The organism is Acinetobacter pseudolwoffii, assembly GCF_002803605.1.
GTDB classification, from domain to species: domain Bacteria; phylum Pseudomonadota; class Gammaproteobacteria; order Pseudomonadales; family Moraxellaceae; genus Acinetobacter; species Acinetobacter pseudolwoffii.
On sequence record NZ_PHRG01000002.1, the window covers coordinates 240449 to 263292 of the forward strand.

Sequence of the window (22844 nt, forward strand, 5' to 3'; positions counted from 1 at the left end):
CGCCCGAGATTCAAGAAACTTCTTGTCAAAGCAGCAAAACCATGTAAAAACTAGAACACAATTCCGCCATTTTAAGTATTCAGGATGAATACTGATGGCACAATAATTGCTTTTTAATCAATATCTCGAATTACATAGACATGGATCAATAAGAAGAATTTTATGCAAAATTTACAAAGTTTAATGGAGACTTTAAGCGGCTGGGTCTGGGGCCCTTATATGCTGGTACTGATTGTCGGCACCGGGATATTCCTCACTTTCCGCTTATTGTTCTGGCAATTCCGTATGTTGCCACTGGCCTTCAAACAGGTCTTTGGCAAGCATCCCGAGCACTCAGGTGATATTTCCCAGTTCGCTTCACTGATGACTGCACTGTCTGCCACGATTGGTACCGGTAATATTGCCGGCGTAGCCACCGCCTGTGTGCTGGGTGGTCCGGGTGCGGTGTTCTGGATGTGGATGACTGCCCTGTTTGGTATGGCGACTAAATACGGCGAAGGTGTCCTTGCAGTCAAATACCGAATTAAAAATGAAAAAGGTGAAATGTCGGGTGGTCCGATGTACTACATCGAACGTGGCCTGAAATGGAAATGGCTGGCGCTGATTTTTGCCTTGTTCGGGACACTGGCCTCTTTTGGGATCGGCAGTTCAGTGCAGTCCAATACTGTTGCACTGGCAGTTGAAAACAGTTTGGGGATCGAAACCTGGATGACCGGTATTATCATTACTGCCTTTTCAGCACTGGTGATTCTGGGCGGGATTAAATCGATTTCCAAGGCATCTTCGGTGATTGTTCCAATCATGGCGGTAGGCTATGTGGCTGGTGGTCTGGTCATTATTCTCAACAATTTAGAACTGGTAGCGCCTGCACTAAAAATGATCTTCACCTATGCTTTTACCGGTGAAGCTGCAGTAGGCGGTGCGATTGGTGCGGCGATTCGTTATGGTGTAGCACGTGGGGTATTCTCGAATGAAGCCGGCATGGGCTCTGCGCCGATTGCAGCCGCAGCAGCAAAAACCGACCATCCTGCCCGTCAGGGTCTGGTCTCTATGACCGGTACTTTTATTGACACCATTATTGTCTGTTCAATTACTGGTATTGTTCTGGTCATGGGCTACATCATGGCCGGTAATTCATTTGGCGATCAGACCGGTGCAGTACTGACGATTGGCGTCTTCGACAAACTCCTGCCCGGTGTCGGTGGCTGGGTCGTCACCTTCGGAATTATTTTCTTTGCTTATTCCACGATTTTAGGCTGGAGCTACTACGGCGAAAAATGTGCCACTTACTTGCTCGGCGAAAAGTTCGTTCTACCCTATCGTATTATTTATATTGCATCGGTTTTTGTCGGCTGTATCGCGACACTGGATCTGGTCTGGTTATTTGCCGATACCTTTAATGGTCTGATGGCGGTTCCCAACCTGATTGCATTGCTGTTATTGTCTGGCGTGATTGCCAAGGAATCGAAAGACTTCATCGCAAGGCGTAAATCTGGTGAACTTTATTAACTACCTTATTGCTTAAATCCCGAACCAAGAGAATAAAAAGCCACATCAATTGTGGCTTTTTATTACTAATTATTCGAAATTCAAATCCAATATTCATGTTCTATGAGCGTAAACCGCCCCATTCTGGTAATTTGCCGTCAGATTCGAGTTCAAGTGCCAGTCCTAAAGATAAAACAAAAAACTGAATGCCTTCAATTTTCATATTGCCCTGATCATCTTCCAAGTACTCGCTCAGTTTTTGATAAGTTTTATGCTGCAGGTCAAAAGGTACATCCAGATATAGACTGCCCGAATACACGTCACTGCGGACTGTGGGCTCAATGCCCAAACACGGTATATAACGGATACCCTGTTGCTCTAACCAGCCGATAAACATTTGCCGAACCGAGTGAGCGTCCTGATCTGGGTATACATACTGTTCAAAATGCACAAACAGCACATCACGGTTTTTTTCACGTGCGATCGCATCAATATGTTTCAGCAATTGTGACAAGATCTGTTCCATTTCAGCATAACAAGACGGGCATTATAGACGGCGTTGATACACAACATCCGAATAAGCACAAATAAAAACGACAAGCCTTGTCGTAAAAACCATGATTTCTCAGGTGAAAGGCTTGGTTTTAGATCACATTCACCGCTATGCTGTCAGTCAATTTCAATCGCTTCATCTTAAAATATGGCTAAAGCAAAAAGTGTCTATCGTTGTGAACAATGTGGTGCAGATCATCCGAAATGGTCGGGACAATGTTCGGAATGTGGGGAATGGAACAGCCTGACTGAGGTCAGCATTGCACCTGCGGTTACACATCGGGCTCAGCCAAAAATCGCGGGTGGATATGCAGGTCAGGCATCCACAATCACCATCTTAAATCAGGTCTCAGTCTCTCATGAAACACGCTTACCGACCGGTATCAGTGAGTTTGACCGGGTTCTGGGTGGCGGACTGGTGACGGGTTCAGTGGTTCTGATCGGTGGTGATCCCGGCATTGGTAAATCAACCATTTTGCTGCAAACAGCCACGCATATGGCCTCTGCCAAAAATCCGGCCTTATATGTCACCGGCGAAGAATCCCTGTCTCAGGTCGCATTACGTGCCCAGCGTCTGGATCTGCCAACCGATCAGCTCAAGGTCATGGCAGAAACCTGTGTCGAACGCATTTGTGAAGTATTGGCCCAGCAACGTCCTGCCGTCGCAATTCTGGACTCAATTCAAACCCTGTATACCGAGACCTTACAATCGGCTCCAGGTGGAGTCTCGCAGATTCGTGAATCCGCTGCCCTGCTGACCCGTTTTGCCAAAAACAGCGGTACCTCTTTATTTCTGGTCGGTCATGTCACCAAAGAAGGCGCCTTGGCAGGCCCACGCGTACTTGAGCATATGGTCGATTGTGTACTGTATTTTGAAGGTCAGTCCGATTCACGTTACCGGATGATCCGTGCCGTCAAAAACCGTTTTGGCGCGGTGAATGAACTCGGGGTGTTTGGCATGACCGACAAAGGGCTGCGCGAAGTGTCCAATCCATCTGCAATATTTTTAAGCCGTTATGATGAAGCGATTCCGGGCTCGATTGTCATGATCAGTCGTGAAGGCACGCGTCCACTCCTGGTCGAAGTACAGGCTTTGGTCGATGATGCGCATGGTCAGCCACGACGGGTCGCGCTGGGTCTGGACCAGAACCGCCTGAATATGCTCTTGGCCGTCATGCACCGGCATGGTGGTGTACAAACCTCAGGTCAGGATGTGTATGTCAATATTGTTGGTGGTCTTAAAATTACAGAAACCGGCTCCGATCTGGCGGTACTTCTGGCCTGCGCTTCCAGTATTCGTGGCAAGGCCTTACCACAACAACTGGCTGTTTTTGGGGAAGTCGGGCTGTCTGGTGAAATTCGTCCCGTGCCAAATGGACAGGAGCGTCTGAAAGAAGCGATCAAGCATGGTTTTAAATACATTATTGTGCCGCGTGGCAATGCACCGCAAAAAACCATTGCAGGCGTGCAGATTATTGCTGTTGCCCGTTTGCATGAAGCCCTGAGTGAAGCCATGTCTTTAAGTGATGAGCTAAATTAAGCATCAGGCAGTGAATTTGCAGTAAAGCGCAAAAAAATACAGATTTTTGATTGAAATTCCACACAAAGCCTATATAAATAGACTGTACAAATAGGTTTTATTCTCATAGGAAAAATGAATGCAAGTTCGACAGCGCGGTTTGATTACAGGTATCTTGACAGCAGTATTATTGGTTGCGCCTTTTGCTGCTGAAGCAAAACGTGCCGGTGGCGGTAAAAGTCACGGTATGCAACGTTCTGCACAGCCTACCCAATCTTATCAACAACCTCGTCAAGCTGCGCCTGCTCAACAAGCGCCAGCTGCCGGTGCTGCAACCCAGCAAAAATCTGGCCCAGGTGTGGGTGGTATGGTTGCTGCCGGTGTAGCGGGTGCTGCGATTGGTGCCGTAGCTGCCAATGCATTGGCCGATGATCAAAGTGTGGCAGCGTCTGAAGCTCAGGCGGCTCCAGCAGAAGAGGAAAAAGGTGGTATTCCAGGCTGGATCTGGATCCTGCTTGCTGCTGCTGTTGCCTTCTTCATTTTCCGTAAGATGGGCGCAAAAAAAAAAGTAGCTTCTAATCCATTTGCACCAAATAGCGGTGCTGGTAATACAGCACCTTTTGGTCAAGCACCGACTGCACCTCGCGGTGGTGACAATAGCAATATCTTTGGTCAGAATGTTGGTGGTCAAACGCCAAGTACTAATGCACCGTTTGGTTCTGCGCCGGTAAATACGGCGCCTTTCGGCACGGCTTATACCCAAAGTGGTAGCCAGTTACCGGATGGTACTGAACCTGCCGCGTTCTTGCGTGTCGCACGTCAGCGTTTTAACCACATTCAGTCTATGAATACGGCAAGCAATATTTCGGAAATTCAGCGTTACCTAACTCCTGATCTTTATCAGTCAATGCGTAATGACATCATGAGCAATCAGGATCAGGATGTTGCCGAGTTTTCAAATCTGAATGCCATGGTGGTAGATTCATCGACTGACAATGGTCAGTATATTGTCAGCGTACGCTTTACCGGTACGGTAAGCGAAGACTTGAACAGCTTGCCACAACCGTTTGCAGAAATCTGGCATTTCACTAAACCAGCAGGTTCAAATCAGGACTGGGTGGTTGCAGGTATTCAGCAAGACTAATTCTGAACAGATAATATTTAGACAGCGGCTTTCGAGCCGCTGTTTTTATTTTTAAAGCTTATATTTTTTAATACCCCCCTTTTAGCCTGTCCAATAGTTCTTTTTATTTTTCATATAAATAGTTTGATGTTTCGTATTTAAAATATAAACAATAATTGTTATCATTCGCATCGAAATAGCTTAACAAGTTTAATAGATAGAATTTTCGATGATGAGTAGTCCGAATATGCATGCAATAGCGACTGAAACAGTTACTGCACCGAGTCCATCGAGCAAAAATAAAGTTAAAGCAAATCTGCTGGTTTATCGTGGGATGATTTTATATCGCTTTCTTCTGGCTGGTGTCGGCGGTTATATGCTTGCCTCGCTGGCTGCCATCGTGATTGCCCAGATGTTTATGGATGCAGGAAGCAGTGCTGCCATGTCAGCCACCCTGATTGGTTTTAGCCTGAATACCGCAGCCTTTATTTGGGTATTTATGGTCAACAAAACTATCAAGGCAACGCTCGGAATCGTAATTCCCAGTGTTTTGCTCTATATCAGCTATAAATTCCTAGGAAATTAAGATGAGAGTAGATGCAAAACAGGAAGGGCCACGCCAGTCGATGTCATGGTTGCATACCTGGGCCAGTCTGATTTTAGGCTGGCTTTTATATGCGATTTTTTTAACTGGAACTTTAAGTTTTTTCCAGAATGAAATCAGCATCTGGATGAAACCGGAATTTCATCAGTCAGTCCCACAAAAGTCCCAAATCGAACAGACCCGTGTCGCATTGGCTTATCTGCAACAGCATCATCCGGATGCCGGCAGCTGGGCGATTCAGCTGCCTAACTCACGCCAGAATACCACCATACTGAATATTCGCGGTGCCGGTGAAGATCCGCGTGCCCGTCGTGGCGGTACCCGCCTAACCATTGACAGTGCAACCGGTGAAGTGCTGCAAGCCCGTGAAACACGCGGTGGTTCATTCTTATACCGTTTTCATTTTGAACTGTACGGACTGCCCCGAATCTGGGCGCGCTGGATTATCGGCATTGCAACCTTGCTCATGCTGGTGGCGATTATCAGCGGTGTCATTACCCATAAGAAAATTTTTAAGGATTTCTTTACTTTCCGTTCTGGCAAAGGTCAGCGCTCCTGGCTGGATGCCCATAATGCAACGGCGGTATTTGCCCTGCCGTTCCATATCATGATTACCTTTAGCGGTTTGTTACTGCTGCTGTTTACCCTGATGCCTTGGGGTGTCAACCAGATTTATGAAAATCGAGGTGCATTTCTGCAAGATCAGCGTAAGAGCTTGATTCAGGACAATAGCGTTCAGGCTGAATCCGGTGATAGTGACCAGCGTCGACTGCGTGGCGAGGGAGAGAGTCGTGGTGAACGTGGTGATATGTCTGCACGGGGTGAAGCTCGCCGTTCACGTGGTGATGCGCCACCTGCCCGCCCTGCGCCATTGGCAGACTTAGCGCCCATTCTTGCAGCAGCAGAAAAGCAATGGAAAAACAATCCGGTTACTACAATTAACATCATCCAGCCAAATACCGCCAAAGCTGAAATTGAGCTTCGTGCCTTAAATGGGGTCAGCGTAGCCTATCGCAATGTTTATCCGAGTCTGGCTTTCAATGGCGTGACGGGTGAATTAAAGCCGGATCAAACCACACTGAAAACACCCTCGGTTGCAAACGGTATTTATAACGTATTTACCACACTGCATGAAGCACGTGGCGTGGACTTGGCTCTACGCTGGTTATTGTTCATGTCTGGTGTGGTCGGCACATTCATGATTGCGACTGGTTTGATTCTGTGGTGTGTCAAACGCGCACCACAACAACAAAAGCAAGGCTATAAATCTTTTGGTTATCGTCTTGTGGAAGTGACTAATATCGCGGCAATTATCGGTTTACCGATTGCCTGTGCTGCCTACTTTTATGCCAACCGTTTTATTCCGGCAGACATGGACATGCGTTTGAACTGGGAAATTCGCAGCTTCTTTATCATCTGGTTGCTGACTTTAGTTTATGCCATGATTCGTAGCAATCGTCAGGCCTGGCTAGAGCTGCTCCTGCTTGCAACAGCAGCATTTGCCCTACTCCCAATTGTGAACTTCCTGACCGGCGGTCAGGCAATCTGGAACAGCATCATGCATGGTCAGTGGATGATTGCTTCTTTTGATCTGGCGATGTGGGCGCTCGCGATCCTGTTCTGGTTTGCATTCAAGAAAGTGAAAAACCATAAAGGCTTGCCGCCTAAAAAATCTAAAGTGATGCTCAAGGAGAATCAGGCATGATGTTCTTCTTATTGATTTGGGCTTTGACTTCTCTCGGTATGTTTGCACTTGCCGCGTCGATGTCCAAACATCAGAAACAGATCTTTGCTAAAGAGCTAGATGCTCCCAAAACCAAAATAGCCAGCATTCTTGGCTGGGTGATATTAACGATTGCGCTCATCCTGTGCCTGTTCGCAGGTACAATCAGTAACATGATCAGTTATTGGCTGGGCAGTTTAACTTTTGCAGCATTGGTCGTTGGTTTAAGCCTGAGCTATCTGGAAAGTAAAATTAAAGTAATCGCCTCAATCTGTGTGGTAATCGCCGTGATTTCAGCAATCATTTGCTTGGTCTAAAATTCTAATTTACCCCCTCATACTTGAAAAGCTGATCTTCGGATTGGCTTTTTTAATTTAAACCTTTAGTCTACGCATAATATTTTTGAGATGTTGATATGACCCAGCGTGTTTCTCCCTCTGCTGCCCTGACCAATCTTGCCTTAGCAGGCAATGCTGAAGCGCAATTTGAATTGGCTGAACTGTATATGCAAAGCGAGCATGATGATGACATCATTCTGGCTGAAGAATGGGCATTGAAAGCTGCCAACGGCGGACTGGTTGATGCGATGTACTGGTTAGGTGAAGGTTATACCGTTTATGCCAAAGAACTGACTGAAGAAGATCCGGAAGAATCTAAAGCTCACTTTGAGTTAGCCTATTACTGGTTAAGTAAGGCCAATATCGAGAAGCACCCTGCTGCGACTTTAGAGCTGGCCGGTTTTTACCGTCGCGGTGATGTGATTGAAAAAGATGTAGAAAAATCAATCTCTTTAGTTAAACAGGCTGCGGAATGGGGCGAAGTTCAAGCGATGCGCGATCTTGCATTTATTTATGCCAATGGTTTAGGCGTAGATGGTAATGAAGAACAGGCCGAGTTCTGGACTCAAAAAGCAGATGCTGCTGAAGCTAAATAAGTAAAAAAAGCCCGTCAGATGATGGGCTTTTTATTTAAGGATTATTCCAACAACCTGAACTTTGGCTGTCAAAAAATTCTATTTCGATATTTGGAGCTACTTTTTCATTTTTTATAAGCCTATAAATTCGATGGCACTCTTCCTGATTATTTTGAAATATAGAAATAGCCACCTTACCTGATTGTTTGTTCTTAAATATCTACTTTACCAAATGTGATTCCTGCTCGCCTAATCTCCAGCCATAAATGACTAAATTAGCTTTTTGAGTTATTAAATCTGGTAGAACTTCATAGAAAATAGTACTCAAATAGGGACTACTTTTTATAGATTCAAGCTTTTTAGTTCCCGTACCCTCGGCAACAAATAAAGGAATTTTATTATCTTCCCATTGTGAAGTAATAACTTCTAACAAACCCTCAAAATCCCCTCTTTGAACTTTAGTTTCGGTATTTTTTGCATCTCTGAAAATAGATAAACTACCATGTTGATAAAGACTCAAAGTTACTTCTTTTTGATCATATATCGGTTCACGCATATCTTGCCAACTACTGCTAAAGATACCGCCATCCTGAAAACAATCTTTAAATTTATGACCGTCTCTTTCCCGATTCCCATACATAAGAATCCAATACAGAATTAAATCATAATTAAGGGAGACTATAGTTTTAAACTGTTTTGTAAATTGATATAGCTGAGGTAATTGATCCGCGATATCAGAATGTACACAATGAACTTCCTTCACCACTTTAATAAGAGCTTCTTTTATATTTTCGTAAGCTGAATCAATTTTTTGATCAATTATTCCCAAATGCTTGTTTACTAGCTTCGTATGCCAAACCAATCGTAAAATTAATTCAAAATCATCAGTTTCAAATTCTTTAAATAATTTTGCTATATCCTCATCAAATAACTTTAATTCTTCCGCTTTTTCTTTTAGAGAACGAAAGTTAAAATCTTGATGCAAAGCAATACTCGAACCATTCCCGATAATTAAATTGCCATTCTTATAATCATCTTTAATTTCAGCCCAGTCTTTGATTGCATACTCAAAACCATCAGTCATAGTTTATTCTCAAAATTTTCTTATTAGTCAGATATTAATCAATTTAAGATTGGAACAAAATCATTTTCCAAGTACAATACTGCGCTAGTCGAGGGATGCTGCGACGTTTTACAGGTACTAAATGTAAAATCGCTAGGCTCGACCATCGGTCAGACATTCGTTCTGATCAACAACGGCATCCGCGAACAGAACGATCCAATCTATTTTTTCCTAGGAGATCCTGATGAACGCGGTTACTGCTTCATTTACAGATTACAAAGTTGCTGATATTTCACTTGCTGATTACGGCCGTAAAGAAATTAAACTTGCAGAAGCTGAAATGCCAGCCCTTATGGGTCTGCGTAAACGCTATGCTGCTGCTAAACCACTTGCAGGCGCGAAAATTCTCGGCTGTATCCACATGACCATTCAAACTGCTGTTCTTATTGAAACACTGGTTGAATTGGGCGCCGAAGTTCGCTGGACTTCATGTAACATCTTCTCTACTCAAGACCATGCTGCTGCTGCAATTGCTGCTGCGGGTATTCCTGTTTTTGCTTGGAAAGGCGAAACTGAAGAAGAATACATGTGGTGTCTTGAACAACAAATCAATGTCAATGGCACGCCTTGGGATGCCAACATGATTCTTGACGATGGCGGTGACTTAACGCTACTTGTTCATGAAAAATACCCAGAAGTGATTGCTAAAATTCACGGTGTGACTGAAGAAACCACGACAGGTGTTCAACGTCTGTACGAAATGCTTCGTGATGGCACGTTGAAAGTTCCTGCAATCAACGTAAACGATTCTGTTACTAAATCTAAAAACGACAACAAATACGGTTGCCGTCACTCACTTAACGACGCAATTAAACGTGGTACAGATATGCTGTTATCTGGCCGTCGTGCGCTTGTGATCGGTTACGGTGACGTGGGTAAAGGTTCTGCTCAATCACTTCGTCAAGAAGGCATGATTGTACGTGTTACTGAAGTTGATCCAATCTGTGCGATGCAAGCATGCATGGATGGTTACGAAGTTGTATCTCCATACAAAAATGGCGTGCAAACAGGCAAGAAAGAAGACGTAAATACTGACCTTCTTCAAAACACTGACCTGATCGTAACAACAACTGGTAACTACCATGTTTGTGATGCAGCGATGCTTGATTCACTAAAAGCGGGTGCTGTGGTATGTAACATCGGTCACTTTGATACTGAAATCGACACCAACTACTTACGTGGTTACAAGTGGGTTGAAGTGAAGCCACAAGTACACCAAGTATATCGTTCAGAAAATGAAAACGATTACCTCATCCTTTTATCTGAAGGTCGTTTGGTGAATCTTGGTAATGCGACTGGTCACCCATCACGTATTATGGATGGTTCATTTGCCAACCAGGTATTGGGTCAAATGCATTTATTCGCTGAGAAATTTGCTGATCTTCCAGAATCTGAAAAAGCTGCGCAAATTCGTGTAGAGCTTCTTCCTAAGAAATTAGACGAAGAAGTCGCTGCTGCAATGGTTGCAGGTTTTGGTGGTGTTCTGACTCAATTAACTCAAGAGCAAGCGGATTACTTAGGCGTTCAAGTTGAAGGTCCATTCAAGTCTGATGCTTATAAATACTAATTAAACTCCACCCTCTCCCTAACCCTCTCCCATAGGGAGAGGGAACATTCATTACCAAATGTATGTCATCGAGGGTAAATCCTCTCCTGAGCGTGCTTAAAGCACTGCTTTGAAGCTCAGCGCAAGAGAGGATTTAGGAGAGGTAAAACTAATTAAAAAGTATTTATAAAAAGGATTTGAACATGTCTAAACAGATTCCAATTTCATTTGAATTCTTCCCGACCAAAACTGATGTGGGTGCGGAAAAACTCAAAGTGGTTCATCAAGAACTACAATTGCTCAATCCAGAATTTTTCTCTGTAACTTATGGTGCAGGTGGTTCAACTCGTGAACGCACCCTGTCTACCATCAACGATTTTAATGGCAAAGGTGCACCGGTTGCCCCTCACCTGTCATGTATCGGCGATGACAAAGCGCGTATTGCAGAACTGCTTGATCTGTACAAATCACAAGGCATTGACCGTATTGTTGCCCTCCGCGGTGACTTGCCATCAGGTCAGGTTGGTTTGGGTGAATTACCCTATGCCGCTGATCTGGTTCGCTTTATCCGTGAATATTCAGGCGATCATTTCAAAATTGAAGTCGCAGCTTATCCGGAAATGCATCCTCAGGCAGAAAGCTTTGATCAAGACATCCAGCACTTTGTTGAAAAAGTACAAGCTGGTGCCAATGCAGCATTAACCCAGTTCTTTTTCAATCCAGATGCTTATTTCTACTTTGTAGAGCGCATCCAGAAAGCCGGAATTGATATTCCTGTGGCGCCGGGCATTATGCCAATCACCAATGCCAGCAACCTGATCCGCTTTGCGGACGGTACCGGTGCCGAGATTCCACGCTGGATTCGCAAGCAACTGGCAACCTATGGTGATGATACTGCCAGCATCAAAGCCTTTGGCCACGAAGTTGTGGTTAAATTCTGTGAGCGTCTGCTTGCAGGTGGTGCACCAAGCTTGCACTTCTACACCATGAACACCACTGATCCTACACGCCAACTTGTAAAAGACTTAGGTCTAGCATAAGTTTTTAGGCTGCATTGATTTCACCCATTTTCTCCCCTTGGGAACAACACAAAGAGGGTGTAAATAGCAATGCAGTCTTGTTTTGTTCCATCTGAGAGTAATCCTTACATGCCACGTTTTTTTATTGAAGCAGACTTAAATGTTGATACTACGGTTGAGTTAACGGAAACCGTTTTTCATCATTGGGTAAAGGTATTACGTGCTCAAGCGGGCGAAGCCGCGACCCTGTTCAATGGACGGGGTGGCGAATATGAAGTGACCTTAACTGAGGTTGCTAAAAAATCAGCCACAGTATCGGTCAATACATTTAATCCGGCCAATCGCACACCCAAGTTTCAGGCCTTTCTCGGTCAGGTGATGAGCAAAGGCGACCGCATGGATTACGCGATTCAAAAAGCTGTGGAATTGGGCGTTTCCGAAATTCAGCTGCTGACTTCGGATCGTTGTGAAATGCGCTTGAAGTATGATCGTGACCAGAAAAAACTGGATCACTGGCAAGGGATCGCGATTGCAGCATGTGAACAGTGTGGACTGAATATTGTGCCTAAAATTTTAGCACCAATATCACTTGAAAAATGGTTGGAAACCGAGCTACCCAAGACCAAACTGGTTTTGGCCCCCAATAAAGATGAAACAGATGTACTGGCAGATGCGACCCTAGATATTGCCCTGCTGATTGGCCCTGAAGGCGGTCTCAGTGAGGCAGAAATTACAGCGGCAAATGCAAAAGGTTTTCTAAACTGGTGTATTGGTGAACGCGTACTACGTACCGAAACAGCCCCTGTCGTGGCCCTTTCAATTTTGAACTATAATCTCTAGTTCATCAGGCCAGTAAAAATTTGTCTTTAATTTTGTTGATTTTTATTCCTAAGACCTCTAATCTCGACGAAAGAATAATAACTATTGATGAGTTAATTTTACACATTTCCTGGAGTTTTTTTATAAGAACAATACATAGGGAAAAACGTTTAGGATGAATACAGGCATTGAATCACATGGTTGATAAGCAAGACGACTATATCCAGCAGCATTTGCATCATGCTCAGATTGCGAACACACTTCGCCATAGTCGCTATTTTTTAATCAGTATAATGGTGATTTGCCTTTATATTTTTTGTATTTATCACCTTCAATATCGTCCTTCCAATACCTATTTTAATACCTGGTTTATTCTGACCGAGCTACTGGTCAGTATGTGCTGGTTGGTGAGCACACTTTATTTTAAGCCTGAACAATATGATTTGAAAGGCGCACATCGCTGGTTACAGATTCAGAGTCTTGCCGTCGGGAGCTGTATTGCTGTCGGTATTTATACAATTTATTACTATTTGCCGCAGGCCAATCCTGCATTCGAAGATATTGAAGCACTGACCTTGTCTGCTCTGCTCCTGATTGTGACTCAGGCATTTGGCTTGACTTATCTGACCCAAAAACTCAGTTATTTCTGCCTGGTATTTTTACCCTCTTTATTCCCTTTTTTATTGTCGCAAATTTATCATGTCAGCCTTTCCAATCCCTTCTTCGGTCTGGCCTTAAATTTTGCGGTGATTGTCATTCTGCTGTGTGCCAATAGTAGTTATCGTATTCATCGCCGGACATCGCGCTTGTATGCAGAAAACAGTCTGCTGGTTAAAAATGCCGAACAGCAAGTGGCCTGGACTGATGAGCTGTGCCAGCAACTGCAAACTGAAGTCAATAAATCCAAAGATATTGAATTACAATTACAGCTCAACAATCAATTACTGGAACAAAAAGTACGGGAACGTACCTATGATATTGAACAGATTAATCATCATTTGAAAAATCAGCAACAGAACCTGGATCTTGCCCATGAGATTGCCGGCATTCGCCCATGGGACTGGAATATCAAAGACCGTCTCATTACATTAACCAATCATAAAGATGAAAAAATTCTGCGTGATTCCAAAGATCATCATCTGCAATTAGAGCATCTGATTCACCCCGATGATCTGGACTATTTTAAGCGCAACATGAAACAGCATTTACGTGGCCAGATTGAGCGTTATGATGCCACTTACCGGATTCTGCTCAGTGATGGCAGCTGGAACTGGGTGCATGATATTGGCCGCGTGATTAGCCGTGATCCTAAAAATAACAAACCTTTGCGAATGGTGGGTATTCGTCGTGATATTCAGCAGGAACGTATTTCTCAAGAACGTTTAAAACTGGTTGCCAGTGTACTGGAACAGGCCGCGGAAGGGATTTTTATTCTTAATCCTGAACTGTATTATATTGATGTCAATCCTCACTATGAATACCTGAGTGGCTTTGAGCGTGAGCAGATCATCGGTAAGTCTTTATTCGATCTTGTTGCACAAAATAAAGCTGAACAGCGCAGCAACCATGCCAGTATTATCAAACAGCTTCAAAAGATTGGCTCCTATGATGGCGAGGTATACGCCAAATTCATGTCGGGCAAACAATCCGCCTTATGGTTACACATCAATGCCGTCACCGATGATGAAGGCCGGATTACCCATTATGTCGGGATTGTCTCGGATCTGACCGAACGCAAATTACAGGAACAGCGCCTGTCTTATCTGGAAAATTATGACCCACTGACCGATTTACCGAATCGTTTCTATTATAACTATCAGCTGCATCAATATCTGGTCTCGCAAAAAGATTCCATTCAGCAGATGGCCGTGATTCGCCTGAATATCGATCGCTTCCGTCCATTAAATGAATATCTATCCAATAATGGCGGGGATGAACTTTTACGTCAGGTCGCGCAGCGCCTGCGCATGAACAATGCAGAAGCCTTGTTTGTGGCGCATCTGAATGGTGATGATTTTGCGATTATCTATGAGATTTCACATATTCGCCCTTCAGTACAGCGACACTGTGAACGCATCGCGCAGGCATTTACCACTCCATTTAATATTTACGGTCAGGATTATGTGATCACGCTTTCCATGGGCGTGGCATTTTATCCAGATCATGGTCGTCAACTCGATTATTTAAACAACTGTGCCGAACAGGCCCTGAACGAAGCTAAAAATCTGGGCGGCAATACCATTCACTTTTATTCTAATCAAAGTGATGGTCTACAAGAAACGGGGATTTTTCTGGAACGGGATTTGCGTAAAGCCATCCAGAATAATGAGCTGATTGTTTATTATCAGCCAAAAATTAATTTCAGTGATCAGCGCATTTATGGCTTTGAAGCCTTGATTCGCTGGAATCATCCCGAAAAAGGCATTATTCCACCCGGCTTGTTTATCCCTTTAGCCGAACAGACCAGCCTGATTTCAGATATTGGCCGTCTGGTCATCCAGCAGACAGCCAAACAGATTCGCCAATGGAACAACCTGGGCTTTAATCATATTTGTGTATCAGTCAACGTCGTGGCGCAGCAATTGCGCCGCGGTCAGTTACTCGATGACCTGGATCAGGCCATTGCCGACAACCAGATTTCAGGTGCCAGTCTGGAACTGGAAATTACCGAATCGTCTTTAATTGAAAATTCGGAAGCAGTCAAAAACCTGCTGAACGAAATCAAACAGCGACAGATCCATATTGCTCTGGATGATTTTGGCACGGGGTATTCATCCCTGTCCTATCTTGCTGATTTCCCGATTGATACCCTAAAAATTGACCGCAGTTTTGTGTCCAAGATTGGTGAAAACAAACAGGAAGCCATTGTCAGTGCCATGGTGGCGATGGGTAAAGCCATGGGCATGACCGTGGTCGCGGAAGGCATCGAGACTGAAGAGCAGTTAGCATATCTACATGATTTAGACTGTGATATCGCTCAAGGATATTTATTCTCCAAACCGCTGCCAGAAGAGGACGCCACTGCGTATTTGACACAAAATATGACCAATGATTCTTATACTTATCAAGTCTAAGTTTATACCCTACCCCAATAAGATTGTTGGAAAAACGGCCGTCTTTGGCTGTGCGAACTGGCGAACAAATGGTATATTCGGGGACATAAATAAATTTTTTACCCGCTGACCGGGTAATCTTTACAACGATCGAGAGACTGATGGACGAACAATCTTTAAAGCAACAGGCCCTTTACTATCACGAGTTTCCTACCCCGGGGAAAATCAGCGTTACACCAAGCAAACAATTGGTCAACCAACGTGACTTAGCCCTTGCTTACTCGCCTGGCGTAGCTGCACCATGTCTTGAGATTGAACGCGATCCTTCAACTGCTGCATTGTATACCGCACGCGGTAATCTGGTCGCTGTAGTGACCAACGGTACTGCGGTGCTGGGCCTGGGTAATATTGGTCCTCTGGCTTCTAAACCAGTCATGGAAGGCAAAGGCGTATTATTTAAAAAATTCGCCGGTGTTGATGTATTCGATATCGAAATCGCTGAAAATGATCCAGATAAAATTGTAGACATTATCGCATCCTTAGAGCCGACTTTTGGCGGGATTAACCTTGAAGATATCAAGGCGCCAGAATGCTTCTACATCGAGCAAAAACTGCGTGAACGCATGAATATTCCGGTATTCCATGATGATCAGCACGGTACTTCAATTATTGTCGGTTCTGCGTTACTGAATGCCCTGCAAATTAATGGCAAAAAAATTGACGAAATCAAGATTGTGGCATCAGGTGCGGGTGCAGCAGCGCTATCTTGCTTAAATCTGCTGTGTGCTTTGGGCGCTAAAAAAGAAAACATCATCGTTGCCGATTCACGTGGTCTGCTGACCACGCATCGTGAAGGTCTGGATGAATCTAAAAAAGCGTATGTACAGGACATTGAAGCCACTCAGCTTGGTGATGTGATCGCGGGTGCAGACATGTTCCTTGGTCTTTCTGCTGCCGGCATCCTGACCAAAGAAATGGTTAAGGTGATGGCCAAAGATCCGATCATTTTCGCGCTGGCGAATCCGGATCCAGAAATTCTGCCTGAACATGCACACGAAGTTCGTGATGATGTGATCATGGCCACTGGCCGTTCTGACTATCCAAACCAGGTCAATAACGCACTTTGCTTCCCGTACATCTTCCGTGGGGCATTAGACGTTGGTGCAACCACGATTAACGAAGAAATGAAAATTGCCTGTGTACATGCAATTGCGCGTATGGCACACGTCGAAGCGGATGCTGCAACTTATGGTGAGAAATCGGCATCATTTGGCCGTGAATACCTGATTCCGGGTCCACTGGATCAGCGCCTGATTCTTGAAATCGCACCTGCAGTGGCACAAGCAGCCATGGATTCGGGTGTAGCAACACGTCCAATTAAAGATTTCTCGCATTATCGTCAACGTTTGTCTGAGTTTGTCTATAACTCGGCATTCGTGATGAAACCGATCTTTGAACAGGCAAAATCGAATCCTAAGCGTATTGCCTATGCGGAAGGTGAAGACCTGCGTGTACTTCGCGCCGTTCAAATTGCAGTCGATGATGGTTTGGCGATCCCTATTTTGGTCGGTCGTCCAGCCGTGATTGAAGCCAATATCAAAAAATTGGGTCTACGTCTTGAAGATGGCGTGAATATCACGATTGTTGATCAGGAAAAGAATCCGGATTATGAGTTGTTTGCAGACGATTATTACCAGATCATGCAGCGTAAAGGCGTAACGCCTGAATATGCACAGCGTGAAGCGCGTCGTCGCTCTACCTTAATTGCATCGATGCTGGTCAAACATGGCATGGCAGATGGCATGCTCTGTGGTACTTATTCAAGCTACGACATTCATCTGGACTTCGTCAGCAACATCATTGGCAAAAAAGAAGGTCATAACACTTTCTTTACCCTAAATGCCTTGATGCTTGAAGATCGCAACCTGTTCATTGCCGACACCTATGTCAACACCAATCCAACGGCTGAACAGCTGGCGGAAATGACCATTCTGGCTGCTGAAGAAGTGCGCCGTTTTGGTATGACCCCACGTATTGCCCTGCTTTCTCACTCAAGTTTCGGTTCAGACCAGCATGATGCCAGCGCGCAAAAAATGCGTAAGGTATATGACATCCTGTCTGAAATCGCGCCTGAGCTAGAAGTTGAAGGTGAAATGCACGGTGATGCTGCACTGGATGAAAATATTCGCCAGTTTGCCTTCCCGAACTCACGTTTTAAAGGTTCTGCAAACTTACTGATCATGCCGAATCTGGATGCTGCCAACATTTCGTTTAACTTGTTGAAAGCAACTTCAGGCAACAACGTGACGATTGGCCCAATTCTGTTGGGTGCTGCGAAGCCGGTACATATCTTGACTCCGACTGCGACTACGCGTCGCGTGGTGAACATGACTGCACTTACCGTTGCAGAAATCCAGCAAGCGGAACAAGACGCGCTTTAATCCAATGACAAGATAACGACGCATCCGCCTCGTTTCTTAACTTGAGAAAACCTCTATTCTGTAGCATGATGCTTGTAAGAATAGAGGTTTTTTCATGCAAGTTTATTTAGTAGGCGGTGCAGTTCGGGATCATTTGCTCGGACACCCCTATCACGAAAAAGATTATGTGGTCGTTGGTGCAACTCCGGCGCAAATGCTTGACTTAGGCTATCAGCCCGTAGGCAAAGATTTTCCTGTTTTCCTACACCCCAAAACAAAAGAAGAATATGCACTGGCCCGTACCGAACGTAAATCCGGCACCGGTTATCATGGTTTTGACTTTCATACCGATATCAGTGTGACCCTGGAACAGGATTTGATCCGTCGTGACCTGACCATTAATGCCATGGCGATGGATGATGCCGGTCAGATTTATGATCCTTATGGCGGTCAGCAAGATTTGAATAACCGGGTGCTGCGTCATGTTTCCGATGCTTTTGTCGAAGATCCATTACGGGTGCTGCGAATTGCCCGTTTTGCGGCCCGCTATACCAGTGCAGGTTTTGTGATTGCGGATGAAACTTTAGCACTCATGCAGCGCTTGACGGAATCCGGTGAATTGAATGCATTAACACCGGAGCGGGTCTGGAAAGAAACTTCACGTGCCTTAACAGAACGTCATGCTGATGTGTATTTTGAAGTATTGCGTCAATGTGGCGCTTTAAAAGTCTTATTTCCTGAGATAGATGCCTTATATGGTATTCCGCAACGCCCTGAATATCATCCGGAAATTGACTGCGGCATTCACACCATGATGTCCTTGCAGCAGGCGTGTCGTCAAAACTATAGCCTGGATGTACGTTTCGCCGTTTTAGTGCATGATTTGGGCAAAGCATTAACCCCGGTTGAAGAATTACCGCGGCATATCATGCATGAAGAACGTGGCATCAAGCCGGTCAATGATCTGTGTGATCGCTTAAAAGTACCGACCTATACCAAGCAACTGGCGTTGGCAGTATGTAAAGAGCATCTGAAATGTCATCAGGCATTTAATCTCAAACCCGGTACTTTATGGCGATTATTGCAGCGTCTGGACGTTTTACGTCGTCCCGAGCGTGTCGAAGCTTTTGTACAGGCCTGTGAATGTGATTCACGTGGCCGTTTAGGACTGGAAGATCGTGCCTATCCACAAGCACAATATGTACTTGATGCCATGCAGATAGTACGTGCCATTAAAGCACAAGACCTGCCTGCCGATATTCAAGGCCCGGATATTGGCGAAATGCTGATTGAACGGCGTATTCAGGCACTGGGTGAACTTAAAGCCCAACAAACTGTATCTATTGAATAAAGACAAAGCACCCGAGGGTGCTTTTTTATTGCTTCAATCATTTAGTGCAGAGACCCAGCCCTCTAAAGAGCTTAAGGAAAATCAAATCCCGATCAGGAAATATCCGCCGGGAAACTAATCACTTGCTCCAGTTTCATCTGATTGGTCGCGATCATGAGCAAGCGGTCAATTCCCAAAGCAATCCCTGAACATTCCGGCATATTCGGTAAAGCCGCCAGTAAATACTCATCAATAGGCATAACATGCAGCCCAAGTCTGGCCCGCTCTGCATTATCCGCCTCAAAGCGTGAGCGCAAAACTTCGGCATCAATCAGCTCATCATAGGCATTAGCCAATTCTAAACCTTCGATATACAACTCAAAACGTGCAGCGACCAGTTCCCCATCTTCATCGATTCGGGTTTTCGCCAGAGAGGCCATTTCAGGCGGAAAATCGGTCAGGAATACTGCGGTATCAAAACCGAGACTTGGCTCCACCATATGTGAAAATAACAGGTCGATATAGCCGAGCCGATCCTCACCCAAATCCAGATTTAGACCGACACGGCGACAGCAGTCTTTCAGTTCCTGCAAGGTCGCTTGCAATGGATTAATATCCAGACGATCCATAAAGGCATGTTTATAGCTCAAAATGGTTGGACGGATTTCAGCAAAACGTGCTTTAAGCGTCACATTAAGCAGATCGGCTACTTCGAACATCAAATCTTTTAAGCTAAAGCCCGGACGATACCATTCCAGCATGGTAAATTCGCTATTGTGCTTACGCCCATGCTCATCATCACGGAAGACTTTACAAATCTGGTAAATAGGCCCGCTGCCACTGGCCAATAAACGCTTCATGGCAAATTCAGGTGAGGTCTGTAAATAATGCGTATGTGCTTTAGCCAGTACATGACGCTGCGCCTGTACTGAAGCCAAATGCACATCGGTCACACCGGCTTGAGATAAAATTGGTGTTTCGACTTCTAATACATCCCGCTCAGCAAAAAATTGACGGATTTGTGCATATAAGGTGGCACGTGCACGCATGGCATTCAGGTCACACGTCGGCTGATAAGTGCTATTCATGCTTTTGGCCCACCATGTGCAGCCCATTCACGACGCAGCGGATAGGTTTTTCTTAAATGATCAAAAGCCTGCTGATCCACTTTGCCATCCTTGACACAAGCACGCATATTTTGATCATCACGGGCAATATCATAAATTTGCGTTAAATATTGCTTTAGCACCATTTTTAAATCCTGATTTTGGAAAAACTGCTCGCAGACCGGAAGCTGGGTTTCGAACTGTTTATGTGCTGCAAAAGCAAAAGTTTGACAGAAAGCGTCATAGTTCATTTGAGTACCACGCGCCTTGCCTTCCAGGCTATAACCGGCAATATGCGGCGTCACCAGCGTCAGCAGATCCAGAAGCTCTGCTGAAATAACCGGTTCGTGTTCAAAAACATCTAAAATCACGGTTCGTTGTGTCGCTTTAAGATCCTGGATCAGGGCGGCCTCTTCAATCACTGGCCCACGTGCAGAATTAATCAGAATTGCATCAGGCTGCATTTGCGCCAATGTAGCCGTATTGAATAAATGGTAAGTTGGATAAAGACCCGTTTGAGTTAAAGGGACATGAATCGAAATCGCATCTGCTTGCTGCAACAATTCATTAAATTCAACTTGATCAACCTGCGTTCTTTGAACCAAAGGATCATAGCCAATCACGCGCCAGCCCAAAAGTTTTGCCATATAAGCCAGACGGGTTCCAACATTACCCAAACCGACTATACCCAGGCTAAATGTTGCATTGGCATCTACTAACTCAGGACGTACATGCAGTAATGCGGTAATGACATATTCAGCCACAGCTTGTGCATTACAGCCGGCTGCATTGCTCCACTGAATCCCATGCTGTTCCAATGCAGCAATATCCAGATGATCTGTACCAATAGTGGCACTGCCTACAAACTTGATCGAACTATTCTGTAGCAGTGCTTCATTGACCTGAGTCACTGAGCGTACCAATAATGCATCTGCATCCTGAACATCCTGTGCCATTAAGCTACGGCCTGGACAATGACGAATGTCTGCAAATTCAGAAAAGAAATAATCGGTAAATGCCAGATTTTCATCTGCGACAATTTTCATAATGAGATCCATATGATGCTTGGGCATATGATAGCGCGTTGATGTCTCTGACTCTATATTTGGCACATGCGTCCATTTTTCAAGTTTTAAGCTATGAGCTGGTTATTGATGAATAAAGTATTGAATCATTGCTGCCTAAAAAGAAAAACCCCAATCTTTCGACTGGGGTTTTTAGAATTTGGCGGAAGCGGTGAGATTCGAACTCACGGAGGACTCACACCCTCGTCGGTTTTCAAGACCGGTGCATTAAACCGCTCTGCCACGCTTCCTTGGCCGCCATCATATAAATAAATCGGATTTTTGGCAATAAAATTTAGCAAAACTTTTAGCAAAAGCTGTTCATTCAGTTAAAAATCAGTCGAAACAAAAGCTGAAATGTATTTTTATTTAAAGAAGTTAATACTTAAACGATGCCAAGAGGTATTTAATTCAAGATAAAGCAACGACATGAATCAGAATTAGCTTGATAATGAATATAAAAATAAAGGCATAAAAAAACCCAGTCAATTGACTGGGTTTTTAGAATTTGGCGGAAGCGGTGAGATTCGAACTCACGGAGGACTCACACCCTCGTCGGTTTTCAAGACCGGTGCATTAAACCGCTCTGCCACGCTTCCATGGCCGACATGATATAAACAAAAATCACGCTTGGCAAATATTTTCATGCTTTCACTGCATCAATTGCACAAAATAAAATCAATTCCATTAATTTGCTGAATTTTCTGGTTTTTCATAACGAATTGAATTGATGAACCAGCGTTTCTTTCCAGAAGGTGTCAGCACTTCAGCCTCATCATCTACCTGCTTGCCCAACAACGCACGTGCCATGGGCGAACTGATCGAGATATGCTGCGGATGATGATCATAAATTTCATCGACTCCGACAATACGTAAATTTTTCTGCTCGCCTTCTTCATTTTCAATCTCGACCCAAGCTCCAAAATAGACCTTGCCTTCCTGCTCTGGAGAAAAATCGATGATTTTTAGCTCTTCAAGACGCTTGCCTAGGTATCTGACCCGGCGGTCAATCTTACGCAAAATTTGCTTGTTATATTGGTAATCGGCATTTTCCGAACGGTCGCCGAGACTCGCTGCCCAGTTCACTTTTCTGGTGATTTCCGGACGCTCTTCATGCCAGAGATTCTTAAGTTCTGCCACCAATTTATCGTGTCCACCACGGGTGATTAAGTTGGATTTCATACGTCGTGCTGATCAAATTTTCAGTGTATTAACTTACAAACAGCTTATTTTATTTACCATTTCAAAACAATGAAAAAATTCAAAAAAAATCACATTATATTTCAGTATCTTAAAATTATTTTTAATAATAATTTGTGTACAAAATTTGACAATCGTTTTTTAGATCATTAATATGCCACCTACTTCCGGAAATGCTTACTTTTTAATCTATGTAGTTTTTCTACATAATGATGCGTAAATCTCTTGTCATTTTGAATGAC

At 44.4% G+C, this 22844-nt stretch carries 17 protein-coding genes, 2 tRNA genes and 1 pseudogene; 13 read left to right on the forward strand and 7 right to left on the reverse strand.

All coding sequences use genetic code 11. The features are described 5' to 3' along the window. Positions 1-162: 162 nt before the first annotated feature. On the forward strand, positions 163-1509 hold the full coding sequence (locus tag CWI32_RS05825) for an alanine/glycine:cation symporter family protein (protein WP_005097666.1): 1347 nt from the start codon (positions 163-165) through the stop codon (positions 1507-1509). A 100-nt stretch (positions 1510-1609) separates the two neighbouring features. Here CWI32_RS05825 and CWI32_RS05830 read toward each other — a convergent pair whose 3' ends face one another. Further along, positions 1610-2014, reverse strand: a complete 405-nt coding sequence (locus CWI32_RS05830) for a hypothetical protein (RefSeq protein ID WP_005169959.1) — start codon at positions 2012-2014, stop codon at positions 1610-1612. A gap of 174 nt (positions 2015-2188) precedes the next feature. On the opposite strand from CWI32_RS05830, the gene radA reads away from it, so the two are divergent. From radA to CWI32_RS05860, 6 genes are all read left to right on the forward strand, one after another. Beyond that, complete coding sequence (radA, locus tag CWI32_RS05835) at positions 2189-3580, forward strand: DNA repair protein RadA (protein ID WP_005097669.1); 1392 nt, start codon at positions 2189-2191, stop codon at positions 3578-3580. A 118-nt stretch (positions 3581-3698) separates the two neighbouring features. Then, positions 3699-4703 (forward strand): Tim44 domain-containing protein, encoded by a 1005-nt coding sequence (locus CWI32_RS05840; RefSeq protein ID WP_005169956.1) that lies wholly within the window; start codon positions 3699-3701, stop codon positions 4701-4703. 208 nt (positions 4704-4911) lie between these two features. Beyond that, complete coding sequence (locus CWI32_RS05845) at positions 4912-5268, forward strand: hypothetical protein (RefSeq protein WP_034608454.1); 357 nt, start codon at positions 4912-4914, stop codon at positions 5266-5268. A 1-nt stretch (position 5269) separates the two neighbouring features. Next, positions 5270-6991, forward strand: a complete 1722-nt coding sequence (locus CWI32_RS05850; protein WP_100534856.1) for a PepSY-associated TM helix domain-containing protein — start codon at positions 5270-5272, stop codon at positions 6989-6991. Continuing rightward, entirely contained in the window at positions 6988-7326 is a 339-nt protein-coding gene (locus tag CWI32_RS05855) for a DUF3325 domain-containing protein (protein ID WP_100534857.1), read from the forward strand. The genes CWI32_RS05850 and CWI32_RS05855 overlap by 4 nt, the downstream gene beginning before the upstream one ends. 98 nt (positions 7327-7424) lie before the next feature. Next, positions 7425-7943 carry a tetratricopeptide repeat protein gene (locus tag CWI32_RS05860; protein WP_100534858.1) on the forward strand — a complete coding sequence of 173 codons (519 nt, stop codon included), beginning with the start codon at positions 7425-7427 and terminating at the stop codon, positions 7941-7943. A gap of 34 nt (positions 7944-7977) precedes the next feature. On the opposite strand, the pseudogene CWI32_RS05865 reads toward CWI32_RS05860, so the two are convergent. Continuing rightward, a pseudogene (locus CWI32_RS05865) lies at positions 7978-9006 on the reverse strand (DUF4917 family protein). Between the two features lie 223 nt (positions 9007-9229). On the opposite strand from CWI32_RS05865, the gene ahcY reads away from it, so the two are divergent. The 6 genes from ahcY to CWI32_RS05895 all read left to right on the forward strand — a co-directional run bounded on the left by ahcY (position 9230) and on the right by CWI32_RS05895 (position 19253). After that, on the forward strand, positions 9230-10612 hold the full coding sequence (ahcY, locus tag CWI32_RS05870; RefSeq protein WP_100534859.1) for an adenosylhomocysteinase: 1383 nt from the start codon (positions 9230-9232) through the stop codon (positions 10610-10612). 182 nt (positions 10613-10794) lie between these two features. After that, a complete protein-coding gene (gene metF, locus CWI32_RS05875; RefSeq protein WP_005097677.1) occupies positions 10795-11631 on the forward strand; it encodes a methylenetetrahydrofolate reductase [NAD(P)H] in 837 nt (278 codons plus the stop codon). Between the two features lie 108 nt (positions 11632-11739). Beyond that, the gene (locus CWI32_RS05880) at positions 11740-12450 is read left to right on the forward strand and encodes a 16S rRNA (uracil(1498)-N(3))-methyltransferase (protein WP_100534860.1); all 711 of its coding nucleotides are present in this window, start codon (positions 11740-11742) and stop codon (positions 12448-12450) included. A 176-nt stretch (positions 12451-12626) separates the two neighbouring features. Next, positions 12627-15503 carry a putative bifunctional diguanylate cyclase/phosphodiesterase gene (locus CWI32_RS05885; protein ID WP_100534861.1) on the forward strand — a complete coding sequence of 959 codons (2877 nt, stop codon included), beginning with the start codon at positions 12627-12629 and terminating at the stop codon, positions 15501-15503. A gap of 140 nt (positions 15504-15643) precedes the next feature. After that, positions 15644-17923 (forward strand): NADP-dependent malic enzyme, encoded by a 2280-nt coding sequence (locus tag CWI32_RS05890; protein WP_005097682.1) that lies wholly within the window; start codon positions 15644-15646, stop codon positions 17921-17923. 94 nt (positions 17924-18017) lie between these two features. After that, a complete protein-coding gene (locus CWI32_RS05895) occupies positions 18018-19253 on the forward strand; it encodes a multifunctional CCA addition/repair protein (protein WP_074383390.1) in 1236 nt (411 codons plus the stop codon). Between the two features lie 92 nt (positions 19254-19345). On the opposite strand, the gene epmA is transcribed toward CWI32_RS05895, so the two are convergent. From epmA to greB, 5 genes are all read right to left on the reverse strand, one after another. Next, on the reverse strand, positions 19346-20320 hold the full coding sequence (gene epmA, locus CWI32_RS05900) for an EF-P lysine aminoacylase EpmA (protein WP_005169915.1): 975 nt from the start codon (positions 20318-20320) through the stop codon (positions 19346-19348). After that, complete coding sequence (locus CWI32_RS05905) at positions 20317-21384, reverse strand: 4-phosphoerythronate dehydrogenase (RefSeq protein WP_100534862.1); 1068 nt, start codon at positions 21382-21384, stop codon at positions 20317-20319. The genes epmA and CWI32_RS05905 overlap by 4 nt, the downstream gene beginning before the upstream one ends. 179 nt (positions 21385-21563) lie before the next feature. Continuing rightward, a tRNA-Ser gene (locus tag CWI32_RS05910) sits at positions 21564-21653 on the reverse strand. Between the two features lie 258 nt (positions 21654-21911). Continuing rightward, positions 21912-22001 (reverse strand) — tRNA-Ser (locus CWI32_RS05915). 88 nt (positions 22002-22089) lie between these two features. Next, positions 22090-22584, reverse strand: a complete 495-nt coding sequence (gene greB / locus CWI32_RS05920; RefSeq protein WP_005097688.1) for a transcription elongation factor GreB — start codon at positions 22582-22584, stop codon at positions 22090-22092. Positions 22585-22844 lie beyond the last annotated feature (260 nt).

What these genes read in the sequence shown, in the direction of transcription:
- CWI32_RS05825 (WP_005097666.1), top strand. Translation starts at nt 163, where the DNA reads ATGCAAAATTTACAAAGTTTAATGGAGACTTTAAGCGGCTGGGTCTGG.
- CWI32_RS05830 (WP_005169959.1), bottom strand. Translation starts at nt 2,014, where the DNA reads ATGGAACAGATCTTGTCACAATTGCTGAAACATATTGATGCGATCGCA.
- radA (WP_005097669.1), top strand. Translation starts at nt 2,189, where the DNA reads ATGGCTAAAGCAAAAAGTGTCTATCGTTGTGAACAATGTGGTGCAGAT.
- CWI32_RS05840 (WP_005169956.1), top strand. Translation starts at nt 3,699, where the DNA reads ATGCAAGTTCGACAGCGCGGTTTGATTACAGGTATCTTGACAGCAGTA.
- CWI32_RS05845 (WP_034608454.1), top strand. Translation starts at nt 4,912, where the DNA reads ATGATGAGTAGTCCGAATATGCATGCAATAGCGACTGAAACAGTTACT.
- CWI32_RS05850 (WP_100534856.1), top strand. Translation starts at nt 5,270, where the DNA reads ATGAGAGTAGATGCAAAACAGGAAGGGCCACGCCAGTCGATGTCATGG.
- CWI32_RS05855 (WP_100534857.1), top strand. Translation starts at nt 6,988, where the DNA reads ATGATGTTCTTCTTATTGATTTGGGCTTTGACTTCTCTCGGTATGTTT.
- CWI32_RS05860 (WP_100534858.1), top strand. Translation starts at nt 7,425, where the DNA reads ATGACCCAGCGTGTTTCTCCCTCTGCTGCCCTGACCAATCTTGCCTTA.
- ahcY (WP_100534859.1), top strand. Translation starts at nt 9,230, where the DNA reads ATGAACGCGGTTACTGCTTCATTTACAGATTACAAAGTTGCTGATATT.
- metF (WP_005097677.1), top strand. Translation starts at nt 10,795, where the DNA reads ATGTCTAAACAGATTCCAATTTCATTTGAATTCTTCCCGACCAAAACT.
- CWI32_RS05880 (WP_100534860.1), top strand. Translation starts at nt 11,740, where the DNA reads ATGCCACGTTTTTTTATTGAAGCAGACTTAAATGTTGATACTACGGTT.
- CWI32_RS05885 (WP_100534861.1), top strand. Translation starts at nt 12,627, where the DNA reads ATGGTTGATAAGCAAGACGACTATATCCAGCAGCATTTGCATCATGCT.
- CWI32_RS05890 (WP_005097682.1), top strand. Translation starts at nt 15,644, where the DNA reads ATGGACGAACAATCTTTAAAGCAACAGGCCCTTTACTATCACGAGTTT.
- CWI32_RS05895 (WP_074383390.1), top strand. Translation starts at nt 18,018, where the DNA reads ATGCAAGTTTATTTAGTAGGCGGTGCAGTTCGGGATCATTTGCTCGGA.
- epmA (WP_005169915.1), bottom strand. Translation starts at nt 20,320, where the DNA reads ATGAATAGCACTTATCAGCCGACGTGTGACCTGAATGCCATGCGTGCA.
- CWI32_RS05905 (WP_100534862.1), bottom strand. Translation starts at nt 21,384, where the DNA reads ATGAAAATTGTCGCAGATGAAAATCTGGCATTTACCGATTATTTCTTT.
- greB (WP_005097688.1), bottom strand. Translation starts at nt 22,584, where the DNA reads ATGAAATCCAACTTAATCACCCGTGGTGGACACGATAAATTGGTGGCA.